Genomic DNA, 14,674 nt, shown 5'->3' on the forward strand with positions numbered 1-14,674 from the left:
CTGTTTTGCCAATGCCCAATGCCCAATGCCCAATGCCCAATGCCCAATGCCCCATTACCAATTACTAATTTATGGCTGCTAGTTATTCCTTTGATATTGTCAGCGAGTTCGATCGGCAAGAATTAGTCAATGCTGTTGACCAAACAACGCGAGAAATTCAAAGCCGTTACGACTTGAAAGATACCAAAACCACTGTAGAATTGGGCGCTGAAGCAATTACTGTCAATACCGACAGCGAATTTACTCTCGACGCAATTCACACTGTTTTGCAAACTAAAGCCGCCAAGCGCAATTTGTCTCTGAAAATTTTTGATTATGGGAAAATTGAAGCTGCTAGTGGTACTAGAGTACGCCAAGAAATCAAACTGAAAAAAGGGATTGACCAGGAAATTGCCAAGAAAATCACTAAATTAATTCGAGATGAGTTTAAAAAGATTCAAGGCTCGATTCAAGGTGATGCAGTGCGCGTTTCTGCTAAGGATAAGGATGATTTGCAGTTGGTGATTCAACGCTTGAAGCAAGAAGATTATCCGATGGCTTTGCAGTTTACCAATTACAGGTAAATTTTTGAAAGCTAAGTATTGGATTGCCGGTGGTGCGATCGCATCTTTGAGTGCGATAGAACTTGCCTTGCGCTTGCTCGGATTCGGAAATCCTGCCTTGCTGCAAGCTGATGCTAATGCGGGCTATATATTTGCACCAAATCAACTTGTATATCGCTTTGGCAATAGAGTTGAGTACAATCAATTTTCTCAGCGTTCTGAACAAATCGATTCAGCAAAGCCTGAAGGTACTCTCAGAATTTTGATGATAGGAGATTCTGTTCTCAACGGTAATAATACCACCGATCAGAAAGAAACTATTCCAGAATTGTTTGAAGCGCGTTTGTTGGGCATAAAAAAGCAAGTTGAGGTGCTGAATGCTTCTGCCGGTTCTTGGGGAATTGGCAATCAATTGGGATATATTCGCAAGTTTGGCACTTTTGAAAGCGATGCTGTCATTTTGCAAATTGGTACTCACGATTTGCTACAACCTCCAAGCAGCAGCGCGGGGGTGGGAAATGACCCGCTGATGCCGAATCGCAAACCATTATTGGCAATTCAAGAAGTGTTTCAAAGACACGTTATGCCCGAATTGTCAAGTGTTTTTGTATCGAATTCTCCGGCGGCGGGAGTGCCGGTGTCGGAATCACAAAAGTTTATGGAAAATATGCAGCGATTTGAGCAAATAGTTGCTTTGGTGCGAGCTAAGAATATTCCGTTGTTTGTGTTGTATACTTGCGATCGAGCGGATTTACTGCCCGTACCGACTCAGCCGAAGTTTAAATCCGAGTTTGTCGATCGGCTAAAAGCTTTAAAAATTCCAGTCATAGACACTCATGCAGCCTGGTCAAAATTGCCGAAAACGAGGGTAGAAAGTTATTTTCGGGATGGCGTACACCCCACAGCCCCAGCTTATGAATCAATAGCAGATTTACTGTTTCAACAGTTGTGTATAGAGAAAAAATTGGTGGCGTGTGGCGGGAAGAAATAAGCTGCTTTATAGCCGAAGGAAGAAGCCCGATGTCCGTCGGAAGAAGGAAGATGTAATTCCTGAGAACTGGCAACTGACAACTGACAACTGATTGGTATTAAATATCTAAACCCGTGACTGTTAAGTCAGGAGGATGTTCGACAACAAACTGGTAATATAACTCTTGCTTTGCTTGCGGCGGCAGAGACATTATCCATTCTAGCAGTCCCATTTCACCTGCTACTATCTTCGGATTAGTGAGAGTCGATCGCACTTTAATTTGTTCATTCCGGCTGACTGGCAATTGCTCTTTTAGTGTCAGGTGCACCTGCACCTGCTGCAAGTTTGTCACATTTAACCGATAAGCGTAACTCAGGCGCCGCTGCTGGCCGATCAGTTTTTTATCTACTTGTCTTTCCACTAATTCCCGCTCTATTTTTAACCGTTCATCTATTCCTAAATTCAGTTTATATTCTTGGCCGGGGGAAACATTTTCTAACTCCACAGTGCCGACAAAAGTGTTGTCGCGAAAGATATTTGCTTTACCAGGAAGCAGAGTAGCACCTGTCAGCGGATTGACAACAACTGCTTGCAAATAGGCAAAAGTGACTAATCGCGGAACTGCAATATATTCAGGCTGAAAGGGATAATTATCGCTAAAAATAGTCACTTTTTGCCTCGAACTGTCGCTGGGAATATTGGTATTTCCGCCTATTTGAAATGAGACTGTGCCGCCTTCTCTGGATACTTGAGCTGTTGCTATTTCAGCTTCTATGCGCCGTCCTCCACCGCGGAATGAATTGCCTGCATAACCTTCTTCTAGGATCTCTTCTAGCTCCAAGAAATCATCCTCTGATGAACCCCGACCAGCGGGTGCCATTAACTCGAATATCTCGATATACCAAGGCTTTAGTTGTGGTGGGAGACTTCCCAATCCGGGTTTTGCTGTAGATAATGTCAGCGCTACTCCTGTCCAATCTTCGCCTGTATTTTGTTTGACATCGGCTAGATAATGGAGATTAATTTGGTTGTTGGTGGTATTGACTCGCAAGTCGTAAAGGGGAGTCCAAGATGCTCGCTTTACTACATAGGAAACTTGTAGTTCAAAGTTGCCGCTGCCGCTTGGTTCTATGGCGACAATGATGTTAAAACTTTGATGGCAATGGGAAGTTCTTACTTGGTCTAACTTATACTTTAAAATTTGTATTTGAGTGTCTAATTCGTGCTGTTGTCTTTCGTGCTGCGCGATCGCACTTACATATTTTAGGTAATTGGTTCCTAAAAAGTTGAGCAATTCGCCAGTTTCGTTTAAACCTACCTGCTGTTTGGCGATGCTGCTGGAAAAGAAATGGACGCTTTTTTCGCTTAAATCTTCGACAAATTTGAGTTGAATTCTTCGGGCATCTAACTTGTCTTTTATTGCCCGTTTTTGGGTTTCTAATTCTTGGATCTGTTGGGTTAATTCGGCGATGCCATCCGCTACAGGTTCTCTGCTCAACACTCTTTCGCTGCGTACTCCCAGCAATCGCACAGCAACTGTACCCGCACCCGTAGCCCTGACTGACTCTGGTTCCAGGGTTGCGGGGAGAGATACGATCCCCAATTCTCGCTCGTTTCCCGTCAAAGCGACTGTACCGCGCCGCGTCACCAAAGCGCGATCGGTGTAAACTGTAACTTCACAGATGCGAGTATCCAGTGTTTTAATCGTATCAGAATTAAGTATTTCTGAGTCAGTCATTGCCAGGTGCTCCTATTTAATAACCGTTTAGTTGATCGAGGAATTTCAAAAGTAGTTTATTGATCAATTTTCCCGATCGCCCATTCCTCTAGCAAACTCCTCAAGCGCATCCAAAGGTGAAGCAAACAAAATGCAGCGTTTAAGCAAAGACAAGTCTAACTCAGGCAGCACTTCGCTGCTAGTAATGCGATCGTAACCTTCCTCTCGCAGATGGTAAAGCTCTAGAGTGCCATCTTCCCAAAACCAGACTTCCGGGACTCCCATCAGTCGGTATTTCTGAAGTTTAATCGGACTACCGCTAGTGATAACTACCTCAATACACAGATCGGGAACATCTTTATCTGTTCCGAAACAATAAGACAAATCTGCTTGATACTCCACTTTTCCCTCAACAATTTGACTGTAACTGCCACTGGGAAAAAAATGTATTCTCTTAAATTGAAAAAAATTGCTCAGTAGTGCTGCAATCAGACATCGAATTGCCTCGTGAGGTTTACTAATTCCCACAATTTCTAAAACTCCATCACAATAAAATAAGCGTACATTCGGCACATCCTCAAAGCCAGCTTGAATTGCTTTGAATTGATGCCATGTCAAACCGCGCCAAGTGAAACGTTGTTCGATTGCGGGAGAAGTTGTTGGATTGTCTACAGTTTGAACCATGATTGTTTTATTGATGTTCAAAATGGTAGCGGGGAGGGCGGGTTTACGAGATAGTGGGTTTTAGGCAATTATTATCGGTAAAACCCGCCCCTACGGTTCAATTTTAGCTCAGTGGCTCGATTCCTGCCAAATCCAAAATTTGAGGAATTAAATCTTCTCGTTTGACTGCCATCATGTGAACTCCTTGACAAATATGCCGCGCTAGCTTGACTTGTTCGGCAGCAATTTTTATGCCTTCCTGCAAGGGTTCTGGAGATTTTGCTAAACGGTCGATCGTCTCTTGTGGGATGTGAACTCCCGGCACGTATTTTTTAATAAATTCAGCATTTTTAGCTGATTTAAACAAAAATATTCCTGCTAAAACTGGCTTGTTGCAGCCTGCAGCAACGTGGTGCATGAACTTATCCAAAATTTCAAAATCTGTAATTAATTGACTCTGAAAAAACTGTGCTCCAGCCTCTACTTTTTTCTCAAATCGACTTTGCAAACCAGACCAACTGGGGCATTGCGGATCGACGGCAGCACCGACAAATAAATCGGTAAATCCGTCTGTTAAAGGTTTGTCATTCCAGTCTTTGCCGCCATTCATTTTTTGAATGACTTGTAACAGTCGTACAGATTCAAAGTCGAATACACTTTTTGCTTTAGGATGGTCGCCCGCTTTGACGGGATCACCTGTAAGTGCTAATACATTGCGAATGCCTAAAGCGTGAGCTCCCATGAGATCTGCTTGCAGGCTAATTTGATTGCGATCGCGACAAGCAACTTGACAAATGGGCTCAATGCCGTGCTGCACTAAAATTGCCGAAACTGCTAGGGGACACATTCGCATCACTGCGCGACTCCCGTCGGTGATATTAATGGCGTGCACTCTGTTTTTGAGGCGTTCAGCCATTTGAATTGTGTGAGTCATGTCGCCGCCTTTTGGTGGGGCAACTTCGGCAGTAATTATAAATTCTCCGGGGGTGGTGCAGGCTGTGCGAAAACGGTTCATGATTATTTGTCTGTTATTGGTTATTTGTTATTTGACAGTTGACAGTTGTTAGTTGACAGTTGACAGTTGTTAGTGGGCCGTTGGCAGTTGTCATTCTTAACCAGTAACCAATAACAACTAACAACTAACAACTAAACAGGTAAAGAATAACCGAAAGCTGTCTTAACCTTAGTTAGAGTTTGATTAGCAATAGCTTCTGCTTGTTCTCTTCCGCGACGTAGTACAGACTCTAAATATCCCGGATCGTCCATTATTTCCTTGTATTTATCCTGAATTGGTTTGAGGGCATTAATTGTCGTCTCTGTCAGCAAGGGTTTAAAATCTCCCCAACCCATGTTTTCACACTCCGCTGCTACTTCTTCCTTAGATTTGCCGGAAAGCAGGAGATAAAGGGTCAGCAAATTTCTAGCTTCGGGGCGATCGGGGTCGTCAAAAGTCAAACCCCGCACGGCATCTGTTTTGCAGCGCTTGATTTTTTTGGCGATCGTATCTGGCGAATCCAATAAATTAATTCGACTTTGTTCGGAAGGGTCAGATTTCGACATTTTGCGCGTGCCGTCAGTCAAACTCATTACCCTCGCACCGTCAGTCCGAATTAAGGGTTCGGGAAGTTTCAATACTGGCTTTTCGGGTGTGCCGAATTGGTGATTTAATCTGATCACAATATCGCGGGTGAGTTCCAAATGCTGTTTTTGGTCTTCTCCCACTGGCACTTTGTCGGCATCGTAAAGCAAAATGTCTGCTGCCATTAACACCGGATAATTTAGCAAACCGGCGTTGACATTTTCACCTTGTTTAACTGCTTTTTCTTTAAACTGAATCATATCTTCGAGCCAGTTAATCGGCGTAATACAGTTGAGCAGCCATGCTAGTTCTGTGTGCGCCGAGACGTGGGATTGCACGAAAATAGTAGAATATTCTAAATCGATGCCGCAAGCTAAATACAGTGCGGCGATCGTGTAAGTGTCGGAGGCTAGAGTTGCTGGATTGTGCGGTGCGGTAATTGCGTGCAAATCGACTACGCAGAAGTAATTTTCGTATTGACTTTGACCTTCTACCCAGTTGCGAATGGCACCGAGATAATTGCCGAGGTGAAGATTGCCGGTTGGCTGAACTCCAGAAAGAACGCGCTGTTTGCCCATGAGGAAAGAATAGAATTGAACTCACATTTCTATATTGACACGTTATTTCAATTTCAGAGCCTCTAATTTTCTGGCGGTTGACTGTTGACTGTTGACTGTTGACTGCTGACTGCTGACTGCTGACTGTTGACTGTTGACTGCTGACTGTTGACTGTTAACTGCTGACAACTGACAACTAACAACTGACAACTAACACTAACAACTGACAACTAACAACTAACAACTGACGACTGACAACTGACAACTGACAACTGACAACTGACTAATTACCAATCTGTCAGCAACCTTGCTTTCCGCAAAACAAATGTCAGAACAGTTTCTTCGCCGGTAATAATATCGGCTCTGCCTTCCATTCCCGATTGAATCGAATACTGGCGGGGGACATTTGCCTGGGAGTTTCCGAAGAATTGGCCGTTGGCGGATTTGAGTTTTGTTAAATAAGTTTGTTCGGGCTTAATTGCCACTTCGTAATAAGCTGTACCTAAATTATTAGTGGGATTTTGAGGGGCGATCGCATCTGGGGCGATTTCGCTGACAGTTCCTTTTAATGTGCCGTAATCGGGGAAAGGCAAAGCCGAAATCCTGATCTGTACGGGTTGACCGATTTGGATGCGGGCGATGTCTTGGGATGTCACCTTGGCTTTGACTACCAGGGGTACGTCGCTGGGGACGATTTGGGCGATCGCGCTGCCGGCTTGTACGGTTTGACCAGTATTTCGTACTTCCAATCTGAGAATTGTACCATCCGTGGGTGTGCGGATCACGCTATTTTCGAGTTTTAACTCAATTTGATTGAGTTCTTTTTTAGCTTGAATTAATTGTTGTTGAATGGAGGCTTGCTTGACGAGCAAAACCCGCCGACTTCGGCCCAGTCTCTCGGCGACATCTGGTAGCGATGTGGCGAATTTTATTAAAGCGGATTCGATTAATTCCTGTTGGGCGGAAGTTTCACTTTGGATGGTTTTAAATTGGGCGCTGGCCAAAATTTGATTTTCTAAGTCGCGCAGTTGCTGGTTGATTTGCTGTGCTGCTGGTTGAGACTGATTAATTATTTCTTGTAACTGTTTTTTTTGAGCGCCCAAACGCGAAGCGTCTACAACTGCGATCGCATCTCCTTCTTTTACTGTCTGATTCTCTCTGACAGCAATGCTTTCGACGGTTCCTTCGGTTGCTGCTTGCACGACGCGCACTTCTCCGGCGGGACGGACGATCGCGTCTGCTTTGACTGTAGCGCTGTATTTGGTGACGCTAGCGAGGGCGATCGCCCCGCCAAAGGTCGCCACCATCAAAATACCCCCCAAAGTCGTCCAGCGGCTGACAGGGGGCAAAAACTGGTCGTTATCAAAGGTTTCAGCGGGTGTGGTTTCAGGAGTGAGAGACATGGCGGCAAGGGGAGAGGGGAATAGTTTGGAGTTTGGAGTTTTGAGTTGGGGGGGAGGGAGAGATCGCTGATTTGTTTTGTCACTTTTACGATCAGCTTTCCGGAAACCAAGTATAGGTTTAGAAGTCTAAATCAAAATTCACAGGGTAAAGGTAAAAATCCGCACAGCTTTGCCGTTCCCACCCACAAACTTCGCCAAATATCAAGAGGAGTGAAGCCAGCGGGCGACTGTCATTCGATTTTAGATTTTAGATTTTAGATTTTGGATTGACTTGCGCGAGATAAATGCTCTTTCTTGAGGATTTTCGATTTGGGATTGATTCCACGGATAAATCACGTGGCGGGTACCACCTTTGAAATTCGTGGTCATGAAAATACGGCGTTTCCGCCATGAGTTTTGGCACTGTTACCGGGTTTTTCCTGTATGCGTAGGTAGTAAGTAAGTACATAGGTATTAATAGGAGTTATTTATGTCAAAAAATCAACCAGCTTCACTCTTCATCGAAGTAACCGATGGAGAATCTGCTACTGTCAACGGTGGCAGTATTACCAGCGATGTTAGCGGTGCTAAAAGCAACAGCGAGACCGATAACAGCAGCTATGGTCTGAATATGCTGTTTTTCCTGCCGCAGCCTAGCCAGTTTTATCTGTACGATCCGAACAGCCATCGCCCTTACAAAACTCTAGTGGTTTAGATAGCTGAGTCAAGTTGTGCGATTGAGTAAATTTTGAAAATTTATCCGTAGTATTCCGGATGTCGTACAGGACTACAAGAAGTATTACTCAGTATTTACACGAGAATCTAGAAATTAAATAATATTTCTAGTTTTCCTTCAATTTTATTAAGTTAAACGGAGTCTAATCATGAAAGAAACAAAGGACAATTCACTGTTTGCTGAACTCACCCCTGAAGAATCAGCTAGCGTCAACGGCGGTCACTATTATGCCAATCGATACAATTATCACCGGCAGCGGCGCAGTTGGGTCGTGTACCGCCGGAATTGCGACGGTTCATACAGAAGAGTAGTCCGCTACGCCTACTACTAAAGTTTAGTGCTAGTCAATTCAGATTTATAACTGTGGAATCGAGAAAGCACCCATAACTTTATGGGTGCTTTTTGCTGATTGGGTAGTTGGTGATGAGTAATCTTCTTTATGCTCTACCATTATTCATTTTGCAAAATGTTAAAGAACATCCCTTTGATCGGCAAAATGCCATTATTCGGACAAGTTAACAGGTTTAAGAACTATCAGGTTGTTCTCCAGCAGAGCGAAGAAGATTGCGGTGCAGCTTGTCTAGCTTCGATCGCGAAATTTTACGGACAAAATTTTACTATTAGCCGCTTGCGAGAATGTGCGGGCACCGGCCAAAAAGGGACGAGTTTACTTGGCTTGAAACAAGTCCGCAATATTCCGGAGGTGGTACAGCACTACCCGAAGTATTTGTCAGTAGTTAAACGAGGCTCTAGAAATTAAATAATATTTCTAGTTTCCCTTCACTTTTATTAACTTAAACGGAGTCAAATCATGAAAGAAACAAAGGAAGATTCACTATTTGCTGAACTTACATCTGAAGAATCAGCTAGCGTCAACGGCGGTCACTATTACTATCGAAACTGTTACCGTCCGACCCGTCACGTCGTGTACCGCCGGAATTGCGACGGCTCCTTTAGAGTAGTGTACCGCTACTGGTAATATCATTTCCGGTTACACCGTCAGGTGATGTTGACGGTTGACGGTTGACGGTTGACGGTTGACGGGCGGGTCAAAAAAATGAAAATTGCACTAATTATTTGTTGGCCTCGGGATTCGACTTTACGCCAGACAAAAGAAGCGGGGATTTGATATCATTCCGGCTGACTTCCGGAATTGATATGAATTAATAAAGCACCCATAAGTTTATGGGTGCTTTGTTCTATCCATTGCGTAACTCCTACAGCATAAACTTCAGAACTTTCGGGGTCGCCTGAAATGGTTCTGACTTATGGTTTTAAAATTTGAAAATTTCTTTCAAATTCAGATATTTTTTGGAGTTTTCAGTCTACCTAACTAATTGGCTGAAATGGAATTAATCTCGCTCGAAACTAATCTATAAACCGAGATCTGTTATCCAAACTGCCAAATTGCCAACTCTCCACCCACATTTAACTGTGCATTATCACCGAAAGTGAACTTTCTTTCCTGATGAGCTTGAGACTTCATCGTGCAAAAAACCTTGCGAATTCGATAACTGGGAGCAACTTTCTGAGATACTTGTAAAGTAAAACCATCAGAACGATAGGTAGTAATATCTCCTACGCAAGATGAGTCATAGCCAAAGACTCGAAGTAGTAATGCTAGTTCCTCGTGTTCCGCTAAAGTCAATTCAAGATGAACTTCTGAAATGTCGTCAAATAAAGAAGTTTCGGAAGTAACACTGTTTTTCAGATAAGCAGCACGGTCAAAGCAACCAGCACTGGTAAGCTTGATGTTTTTATAGTCTAAATAATCCTGATGAAATTCCATCAACCACGCACTGAAGGCTTCTCTCTCTGATTTGAGTGCCAAATAATGAAACCAGGGCACTTTTCCATCTTCAGTTTGACGAACTTGCAAATCAGAAAACATTTCTTGGGCTACTAAGGATTTTAGCTTTTCATCTACAATATCAATCTGTCCTGCTTGTTTACTATTGAAACCAATACCCGAAAAACCTTCCCTAAACCCTTCCACACCCCCTGGAGCAAAAAGCTCAATATAGCTATGTTTTCCCCTGAGATAAGTTCCCGCCCAACTCTCTTTATCAGTTTCTACGGTATCTCTGGATATTGTGCAGAATTCTTGGCTAATGAACTCTGATTTGGCGATCGACTCTAGCGTTTCTGTGTCGAGAGTAACATATAAATGGTTAAATTCTATTCCCATGTTTTTACTGATTGAGCTTTAGTAATACAAATTGTGGAACAGACAAGATGCCTGTTCATAAAAACTCTTTAACTTAAGTCGCGCAAAGGTATTAGGATTATTCCTAAAATTACGAGTACGTTGAACTGAGATATTGCACCATTCTCGCTTAACAGGCTTTCCGGCCTGTTCCACAAAGAGTGAGTTTTCTTGTGGGGAGTAGGGGTTGGGCGTCCCGCCCGCCCATGAAAGGCTAATTGAGAATGGTGCAATATCTCAGTTGAAGGAAATTTTGGAATTGCCCGGAAGCTCACGCCATATCGACTCTTGTGGCGTGAGTCCGTCACCAGTGCGTTCAACTCACTTTAGCAGGGATTGACCAGCTTCTCACCTCACCCAAAGTCACCGGCATCAGAAGCACCACATCAAGGGTAAAGCGGAATACCTTGCGCCCCCGACGACTACTGTCTGGGTCGTAGAACTCAAGCTTGACATCCCAACAGTCACTGTTGATGCGACAGAACGGGCTTTTTTCGACGTTAATGGTGTCGAGTTGACGACCCTGGACGATCGCCCGAGCAAAGGTCACAGCGGCTTGGAAGATGTTGGTGGCGGCGAAGTTGAGGGCGCGATCGCGCGAAGTCTGCCCCACATTGCGAAGATCGTTGTAGACTCGGTTGAGGAAGGCTGTCAGAGCCTGTCGCACGAGGGGTGCTTGGGCTTCGTCCACCTGACGAGAGATTGCCGCCATCGCCGAGTCCACCAGGGTATTGACTTTCCAGCCGTACATTCCCCGCGGGTAAGGTACCGTCACTACAGGCACAACCTCACCGGAGGAGAGTTCCACCGTGCGGTTGGTGCGTCGGGCGGGTATGCTGACCCGCTCCACAAATTCATCGCTGGCTTCTGGCTCGAGTTGCCCCGCCAACATCAGCACAAACATCTCGTAGACCTCGCCGTCCGTTGACTCTAGGGCATATATCGTGTCTCCATCGAGGTTCAAGGTCCAGATCAGGGAACGGCCTTCATCTGGATTGCGATCGAGGTGTTCGACCATCTGGCGAGCATCGTAGGGGTCTGCAGGCACTATGATGCCGTTTACTTCGGCGGGAGCCATCTGTTGTGTGAAAGTGTCGCGGCGGGCTTCATCCCCAAAGTCGTAGCCGATCGTCCCTAGGGCGTAAACGTTGCCAGAGTAGGCGGTGCTGGCTTCGACAGTGCCTGTGTCTGCGGGAGTCGCGGCGGCGGTGACGGGTTCCTCGGCAGGAGTGGCGGGCAAGACAGCAGGCATCGCTGCACTGGCAGCAACCTCTTGGGTACTGGGGGGGGCATGACTCGCGACGGGGGCGGCATAGCCTGCCCGTTCGGTGCGGATCACTTTGTCGCCCGCGAAGGAAATGGTGAGGGAGGGTTGCCCAAACAGCACCCTCATTGCGCCGGAGATATTGACAAAGCCGCGCAAACAGCGCTCCGGTTCGGCGACAACTGCCGGATCGCAGGGAATCGCGGTATTGAGCAGTGCTGTTCGGACGGCTTCGGCATCGACGGTTTTGCCTTCTTGCAGTTGCAAACTCATCAGCAGCGCGGCGATTCCGGTCACGATGGGGGCGGCTCCACTGGTTCCCGTTCTGAGTCTGGGTTTCTCGGTTGCCAGTTGCGCTCCCCAAATGTCGTCACCCGGAGCCATAATCCCCTCTTCGGTATAATTGCCTCCCCAGTTACTGTAGTGGGCGGGTGGACTGCCTAGATCCATTGCTCCTACAGGCAGGGTTCCTGGCAATACACCAGGGAGACACCAGCATTCACCTAAATTGTTACCCGCCGGCCCGACAATCAGAATGTTGTTATCTAGGCACTTCTGTACGGCTTGAGCGAATAGCTCTTCCCCTTCTCCGGTTTGGGTGGGGCGGCAGATTCCACAGTGGATGATATTCGCCCCTAAATTGAGGGCTAACTCAAAGGCGCGGGCTAGGTTGAGGGGAGAGATAAATTCTTCTGTAATCCCCCTGTTGTTAAGCGGTAAATTAATCACACGACAGTGGGGAACAATACCAGCAGAAGGGGTGTTCTCTTGACCCACAATGATGCTGGTGACGTGGCAAGTATGGTCATCAATTTTAAGACGCATGATAAGCGGTTCGGAAAAAGCCGCTTTGAGTGCTTCTTGTTTCTCCTGTTTTGTGCGATCACTGTCCTCAATTGATCGGAAAGTTGCGTATTCTTCTGAGGAAATTGGCTCTGGATTCTCGTGCCAGTAGGGAAAGACTTTAGAAATTTCGGCTCCCTGGAAACAGGACAGGGAGTGGTCGGGGTTGCCTTCAATAACTACAATGGTGATGCGGGGGTCGCCAAGAGTTTGGTTGCGTAGGTCAGCCAGTCCAGGGATGCGATCGTCAAGGTCGTGGGGGTGAAGTGCTGCCGAGAGTGGGGTTGCAGAACTCTCAACCCCACTGGCTGAAATAGCCGCAGATTCAGTTTCATTCACTACAACATCCGATTCCACTTCACTCTCGGAAGCCTCTGAGTCCATGACTTCAGTCGTCGTCTGGGATACAGATTCAGCCTCACTCACCGAAACCGCTGCCTCTGTTGTCTCCACCCATTCTGTAGGTTGGGTTGAGGAACGAAACCCAACATCTAGTTCAGATGTAGGTTGAGTTGAGGAACGAAACCCAACATCAGCAGGCTCAGGTTCCGCCTCACCCCTATCCAACTCAACCGCGCTCACCGAGACTGCTACCTCCGCAGACTCATCCGAGGGATCGACGTCTTCAACTGACTCAACTCCACTCGCTTGCACATCGCGCTTCGGCAGTGACCCCAATATGAACTCACCCACCGCCGACTCTTCCACATAGTCCAGACCTGCTGCTTGTCCAAAACCCTCGCTATCCCCAGCCCCCAACGCGCAGGGAGCCAGACCCATATTCGTTGCCACTAGATAGAGATTTTGCTGCAACACTCCGACGTGTTTCAGCACTAGCGCATAGGCTACAGAGCGATACTTGCGGAACAGCCGTCCAAACCGTGCCGTAACCACGAGAAGGACTTGTGGTTGGGGTTGGTAATACACATAAGGTTGCAGAGCTAAGACATCCTCTGATTCGGAAATTTGATCTAATTGGTGATTGAGTGGGTCATAGTGATACAACCCTTTTTCCAATCCTTGACAACGCCGCACTACCGGATAAATTTCTAGCTCATACATTGTTCCGCCACCCGGATAGGGACGACGGCTCAACTCGCCATAGTCCATGTCCGCGTCAAAACCTATTACTTCTCGCCAATTCTCACCGAACTGCTCACCGAACCACTCCTCTGGGTGAAGCAATTCTTTGACACGGGCAGTCCGATAAAGCAGTTCACTGAGTTGTTCTATAGTGATTGGATGTGCCTCGTCGTATTCTCGAATCGATTTCCGCGTTTCGATCGCTTCCGTGAGCGTGGCATCGTTACACATCAACGCCCCCAAGTTCGGACGCGGCAACGGCACAATCTGGTCGCTCATAGCCGGTTTCACCATTGGGAAATCTGACCACTGCCCAATGTTAAAATCTTCTGCTAGATAGTCATGGCGGCCCAAGCGGCTGCGACTGTGGAACAGTAGGTTATGAAAGTCCCAAAGCTGGAGCGAGGGGGGTTCGGGGTCAGCCGTCAGAAATCCCGCAGCCCACAGCAGGCTGAGGAACTGATAGGCGGTTTCTGGCCCCAGGTTGGGGGGTGGCGTAAGTGTTGCGAGGGATTGAGGCTGGGCGAGTTGAGCCAGGAGCGCACTCCCTCGCCAGTCCAGGAGTTTAATCCGAAACTTCGAGAGGGGGGACTCAAGCACCATTGTGCCATCGTAGGGATGCTGATAGGCAAAGCGGGAGAGGGTGAGACGGGTTTGTGTCCAGTAGGGTTCTGTCAGATTCAATTCAGCGGATTCCACCATCGGGATCGCCACTGCCAGCGGCAACACGGCGTAATTGAGCCAACCTCGCTCATCCAATTGTTGTAGCGTCAGTGCGAACTGTTCCCCGGCTACCCGACCATCGAGTTCGGCTAACCCTTGCACCAGTGAGTCGGGGGTGGTGTTGCCTGCCTTGAGACGATCGAGAGCAATACCGAATCCAGGGGTTGTAGCTAGGGTGAGCCAAGCAGTCGGATCTGATTCTGCCGAGTGCAGCGTGTAGTGGTCTTCGGTGCTTTTAACTTGGATATTGGGATTGAGGGAAACAGCGAAGGGGTGATTGCTCATAGCGATGGATAATGGGAAACGATGATTGGGAAAGTGAGTTTATGACGGCAGCGATCGGTGAAGCGATCGGGAGCGGTATTTTGTTTGAAGATTAGTCGCAGCAACATCGACAAGCACAAATGAC

At 46.7% G+C, this 14,674-nt stretch carries 14 protein-coding genes; 6 read left to right on the forward strand and 8 right to left on the reverse strand.

Features of this window, described 5'->3' with window-relative positions; genetic code table 11:
• Positions 1-71: 71 nt before the first annotated feature.
• Both QUB10_RS09680 and QUB10_RS09685 read left to right on the forward strand, forming a co-directional pair.
• The gene (locus QUB10_RS09680) at positions 72-563 is read left to right on the forward strand and encodes a YajQ family cyclic di-GMP-binding protein (protein ID WP_333201584.1); all 492 of its coding nucleotides are present in this window, start codon (positions 72-74) and stop codon (positions 561-563) included.
• 4 nt (positions 564-567) lie between these two features.
• A complete protein-coding gene (locus QUB10_RS09685) occupies positions 568-1,533 on the forward strand; it encodes an SGNH/GDSL hydrolase family protein (RefSeq protein ID WP_333201586.1) in 966 nt (321 codons plus the stop codon).
• Positions 1,534-1,630: 97 nt separating this feature from the next.
• Here the strand turns inward: QUB10_RS09685 and QUB10_RS09690 are convergent, their stop codons facing one another.
• From QUB10_RS09690 to QUB10_RS09715, 6 genes are all read right to left on the reverse strand, one after another.
• Entirely contained in the window at positions 1,631-3,250 is a 1,620-nt protein-coding gene (locus QUB10_RS09690) for a mucoidy inhibitor MuiA family protein (RefSeq protein WP_333201588.1), read from the reverse strand.
• Between the two features lie 63 nt (positions 3,251-3,313).
• Positions 3,314-3,913 carry a Uma2 family endonuclease gene (locus tag QUB10_RS09695; protein ID WP_333201590.1) on the reverse strand — a complete coding sequence of 200 codons (600 nt, stop codon included), beginning with the start codon at positions 3,911-3,913 and terminating at the stop codon, positions 3,314-3,316.
• A gap of 103 nt (positions 3,914-4,016) precedes the next feature.
• The gene (locus tag QUB10_RS09700; protein ID WP_333201592.1) at positions 4,017-4,907 is read right to left on the reverse strand and encodes a methylenetetrahydrofolate reductase; all 891 of its coding nucleotides are present in this window, start codon (positions 4,905-4,907) and stop codon (positions 4,017-4,019) included.
• 131 nt (positions 4,908-5,038) lie between these two features.
• The gene (gene trpS, locus QUB10_RS09705) at positions 5,039-6,049 is read right to left on the reverse strand and encodes a tryptophan--tRNA ligase (protein WP_333201594.1); all 1,011 of its coding nucleotides are present in this window, start codon (positions 6,047-6,049) and stop codon (positions 5,039-5,041) included.
• 62 nt (positions 6,050-6,111) lie between these two features.
• Positions 6,112-6,258, reverse strand: a complete 147-nt coding sequence (locus QUB10_RS09710; RefSeq protein WP_333201596.1) for a hypothetical protein — start codon at positions 6,256-6,258, stop codon at positions 6,112-6,114.
• A 57-nt stretch (positions 6,259-6,315) separates the two neighbouring features.
• Entirely contained in the window at positions 6,316-7,431 is a 1,116-nt protein-coding gene (locus QUB10_RS09715) for an HlyD family efflux transporter periplasmic adaptor subunit (RefSeq protein ID WP_333201598.1), read from the reverse strand.
• Positions 7,432-7,900: 469 nt separating this feature from the next.
• Between QUB10_RS09715 and QUB10_RS09720 the strand changes: the two genes are divergently transcribed.
• From QUB10_RS09720 to QUB10_RS09735, 4 genes are all read left to right on the forward strand, one after another.
• Positions 7,901-8,125: a secretion protein HlyD gene (locus QUB10_RS09720; RefSeq protein WP_333201599.1), complete on the forward strand. Its 225-nt coding sequence runs from the start codon at positions 7,901-7,903 to the stop codon at positions 8,123-8,125.
• Positions 8,126-8,294: 169 nt separating this feature from the next.
• Entirely contained in the window at positions 8,295-8,477 is a 183-nt protein-coding gene (locus QUB10_RS09725; RefSeq protein WP_333201601.1) for a hypothetical protein, read from the forward strand.
• Positions 8,478-8,612: 135 nt separating this feature from the next.
• Complete coding sequence (locus QUB10_RS09730; protein WP_333201603.1) at positions 8,613-8,906, forward strand: cysteine peptidase family C39 domain-containing protein; 294 nt, start codon at positions 8,613-8,615, stop codon at positions 8,904-8,906.
• 51 nt (positions 8,907-8,957) lie between these two features.
• Entirely contained in the window at positions 8,958-9,125 is a 168-nt protein-coding gene (locus tag QUB10_RS09735) for a hypothetical protein (RefSeq protein ID WP_333201605.1), read from the forward strand.
• A 411-nt stretch (positions 9,126-9,536) separates the two neighbouring features.
• Here the strand turns inward: QUB10_RS09735 and QUB10_RS09740 are convergent, their stop codons facing one another.
• Both QUB10_RS09740 and QUB10_RS09745 read right to left on the reverse strand, forming a co-directional pair.
• On the reverse strand, positions 9,537-10,334 hold the full coding sequence (locus QUB10_RS09740; protein WP_333201607.1) for a DUF5829 family protein: 798 nt from the start codon (positions 10,332-10,334) through the stop codon (positions 9,537-9,539).
• A 334-nt stretch (positions 10,335-10,668) separates the two neighbouring features.
• A complete protein-coding gene (locus QUB10_RS09745; protein WP_333201609.1) occupies positions 10,669-14,550 on the reverse strand; it encodes a PatA/PatG family cyanobactin maturation protease in 3,882 nt (1,293 codons plus the stop codon).
• Positions 14,551-14,674: the final 124 nt, after the last annotated feature.

The organism is Microcoleus sp. B5-D4 (genome assembly GCF_036705145.1).
Lineage (GTDB): Bacteria > Cyanobacteriota > Cyanobacteriia > Cyanobacteriales > Microcoleaceae > Microcoleus.

Excerpts from the sequence above, each read along its gene's own strand:
- QUB10_RS09740 (WP_333201607.1), bottom strand. The coding sequence starts at position 10,334 with ATGGGAATAGAATTTAACCATTTATATGTTACTCTCGACACAGAAACG.
- QUB10_RS09700 (WP_333201592.1), bottom strand. The coding sequence starts at position 4,907 with ATGAACCGTTTTCGCACAGCCTGCACCACCCCCGGAGAATTTATAATT.
- QUB10_RS09690 (WP_333201588.1), bottom strand. The coding sequence starts at position 3,250 with ATGACTGACTCAGAAATACTTAATTCTGATACGATTAAAACACTGGAT.
- QUB10_RS09715 (WP_333201598.1), bottom strand. The coding sequence starts at position 7,431 with ATGTCTCTCACTCCTGAAACCACACCCGCTGAAACCTTTGATAACGAC.
- QUB10_RS09735 (WP_333201605.1), top strand. The coding sequence starts at position 8,958 with ATGAAAGAAACAAAGGAAGATTCACTATTTGCTGAACTTACATCTGAA.
- QUB10_RS09745 (WP_333201609.1), bottom strand. The coding sequence starts at position 14,550 with ATGAGCAATCACCCCTTCGCTGTTTCCCTCAATCCCAATATCCAAGTT.
- QUB10_RS09695 (WP_333201590.1), bottom strand. The coding sequence starts at position 3,913 with ATGGTTCAAACTGTAGACAATCCAACAACTTCTCCCGCAATCGAACAA.
- QUB10_RS09725 (WP_333201601.1), top strand. The coding sequence starts at position 8,295 with ATGAAAGAAACAAAGGACAATTCACTGTTTGCTGAACTCACCCCTGAA.
- QUB10_RS09720 (WP_333201599.1), top strand. The coding sequence starts at position 7,901 with ATGTCAAAAAATCAACCAGCTTCACTCTTCATCGAAGTAACCGATGGA.
- trpS (WP_333201594.1), bottom strand. The coding sequence starts at position 6,049 with ATGGGCAAACAGCGCGTTCTTTCTGGAGTTCAGCCAACCGGCAATCTT.
- QUB10_RS09680 (WP_333201584.1), top strand. The coding sequence starts at position 72 with ATGGCTGCTAGTTATTCCTTTGATATTGTCAGCGAGTTCGATCGGCAA.
- QUB10_RS09730 (WP_333201603.1), top strand. The coding sequence starts at position 8,613 with ATGTTAAAGAACATCCCTTTGATCGGCAAAATGCCATTATTCGGACAA.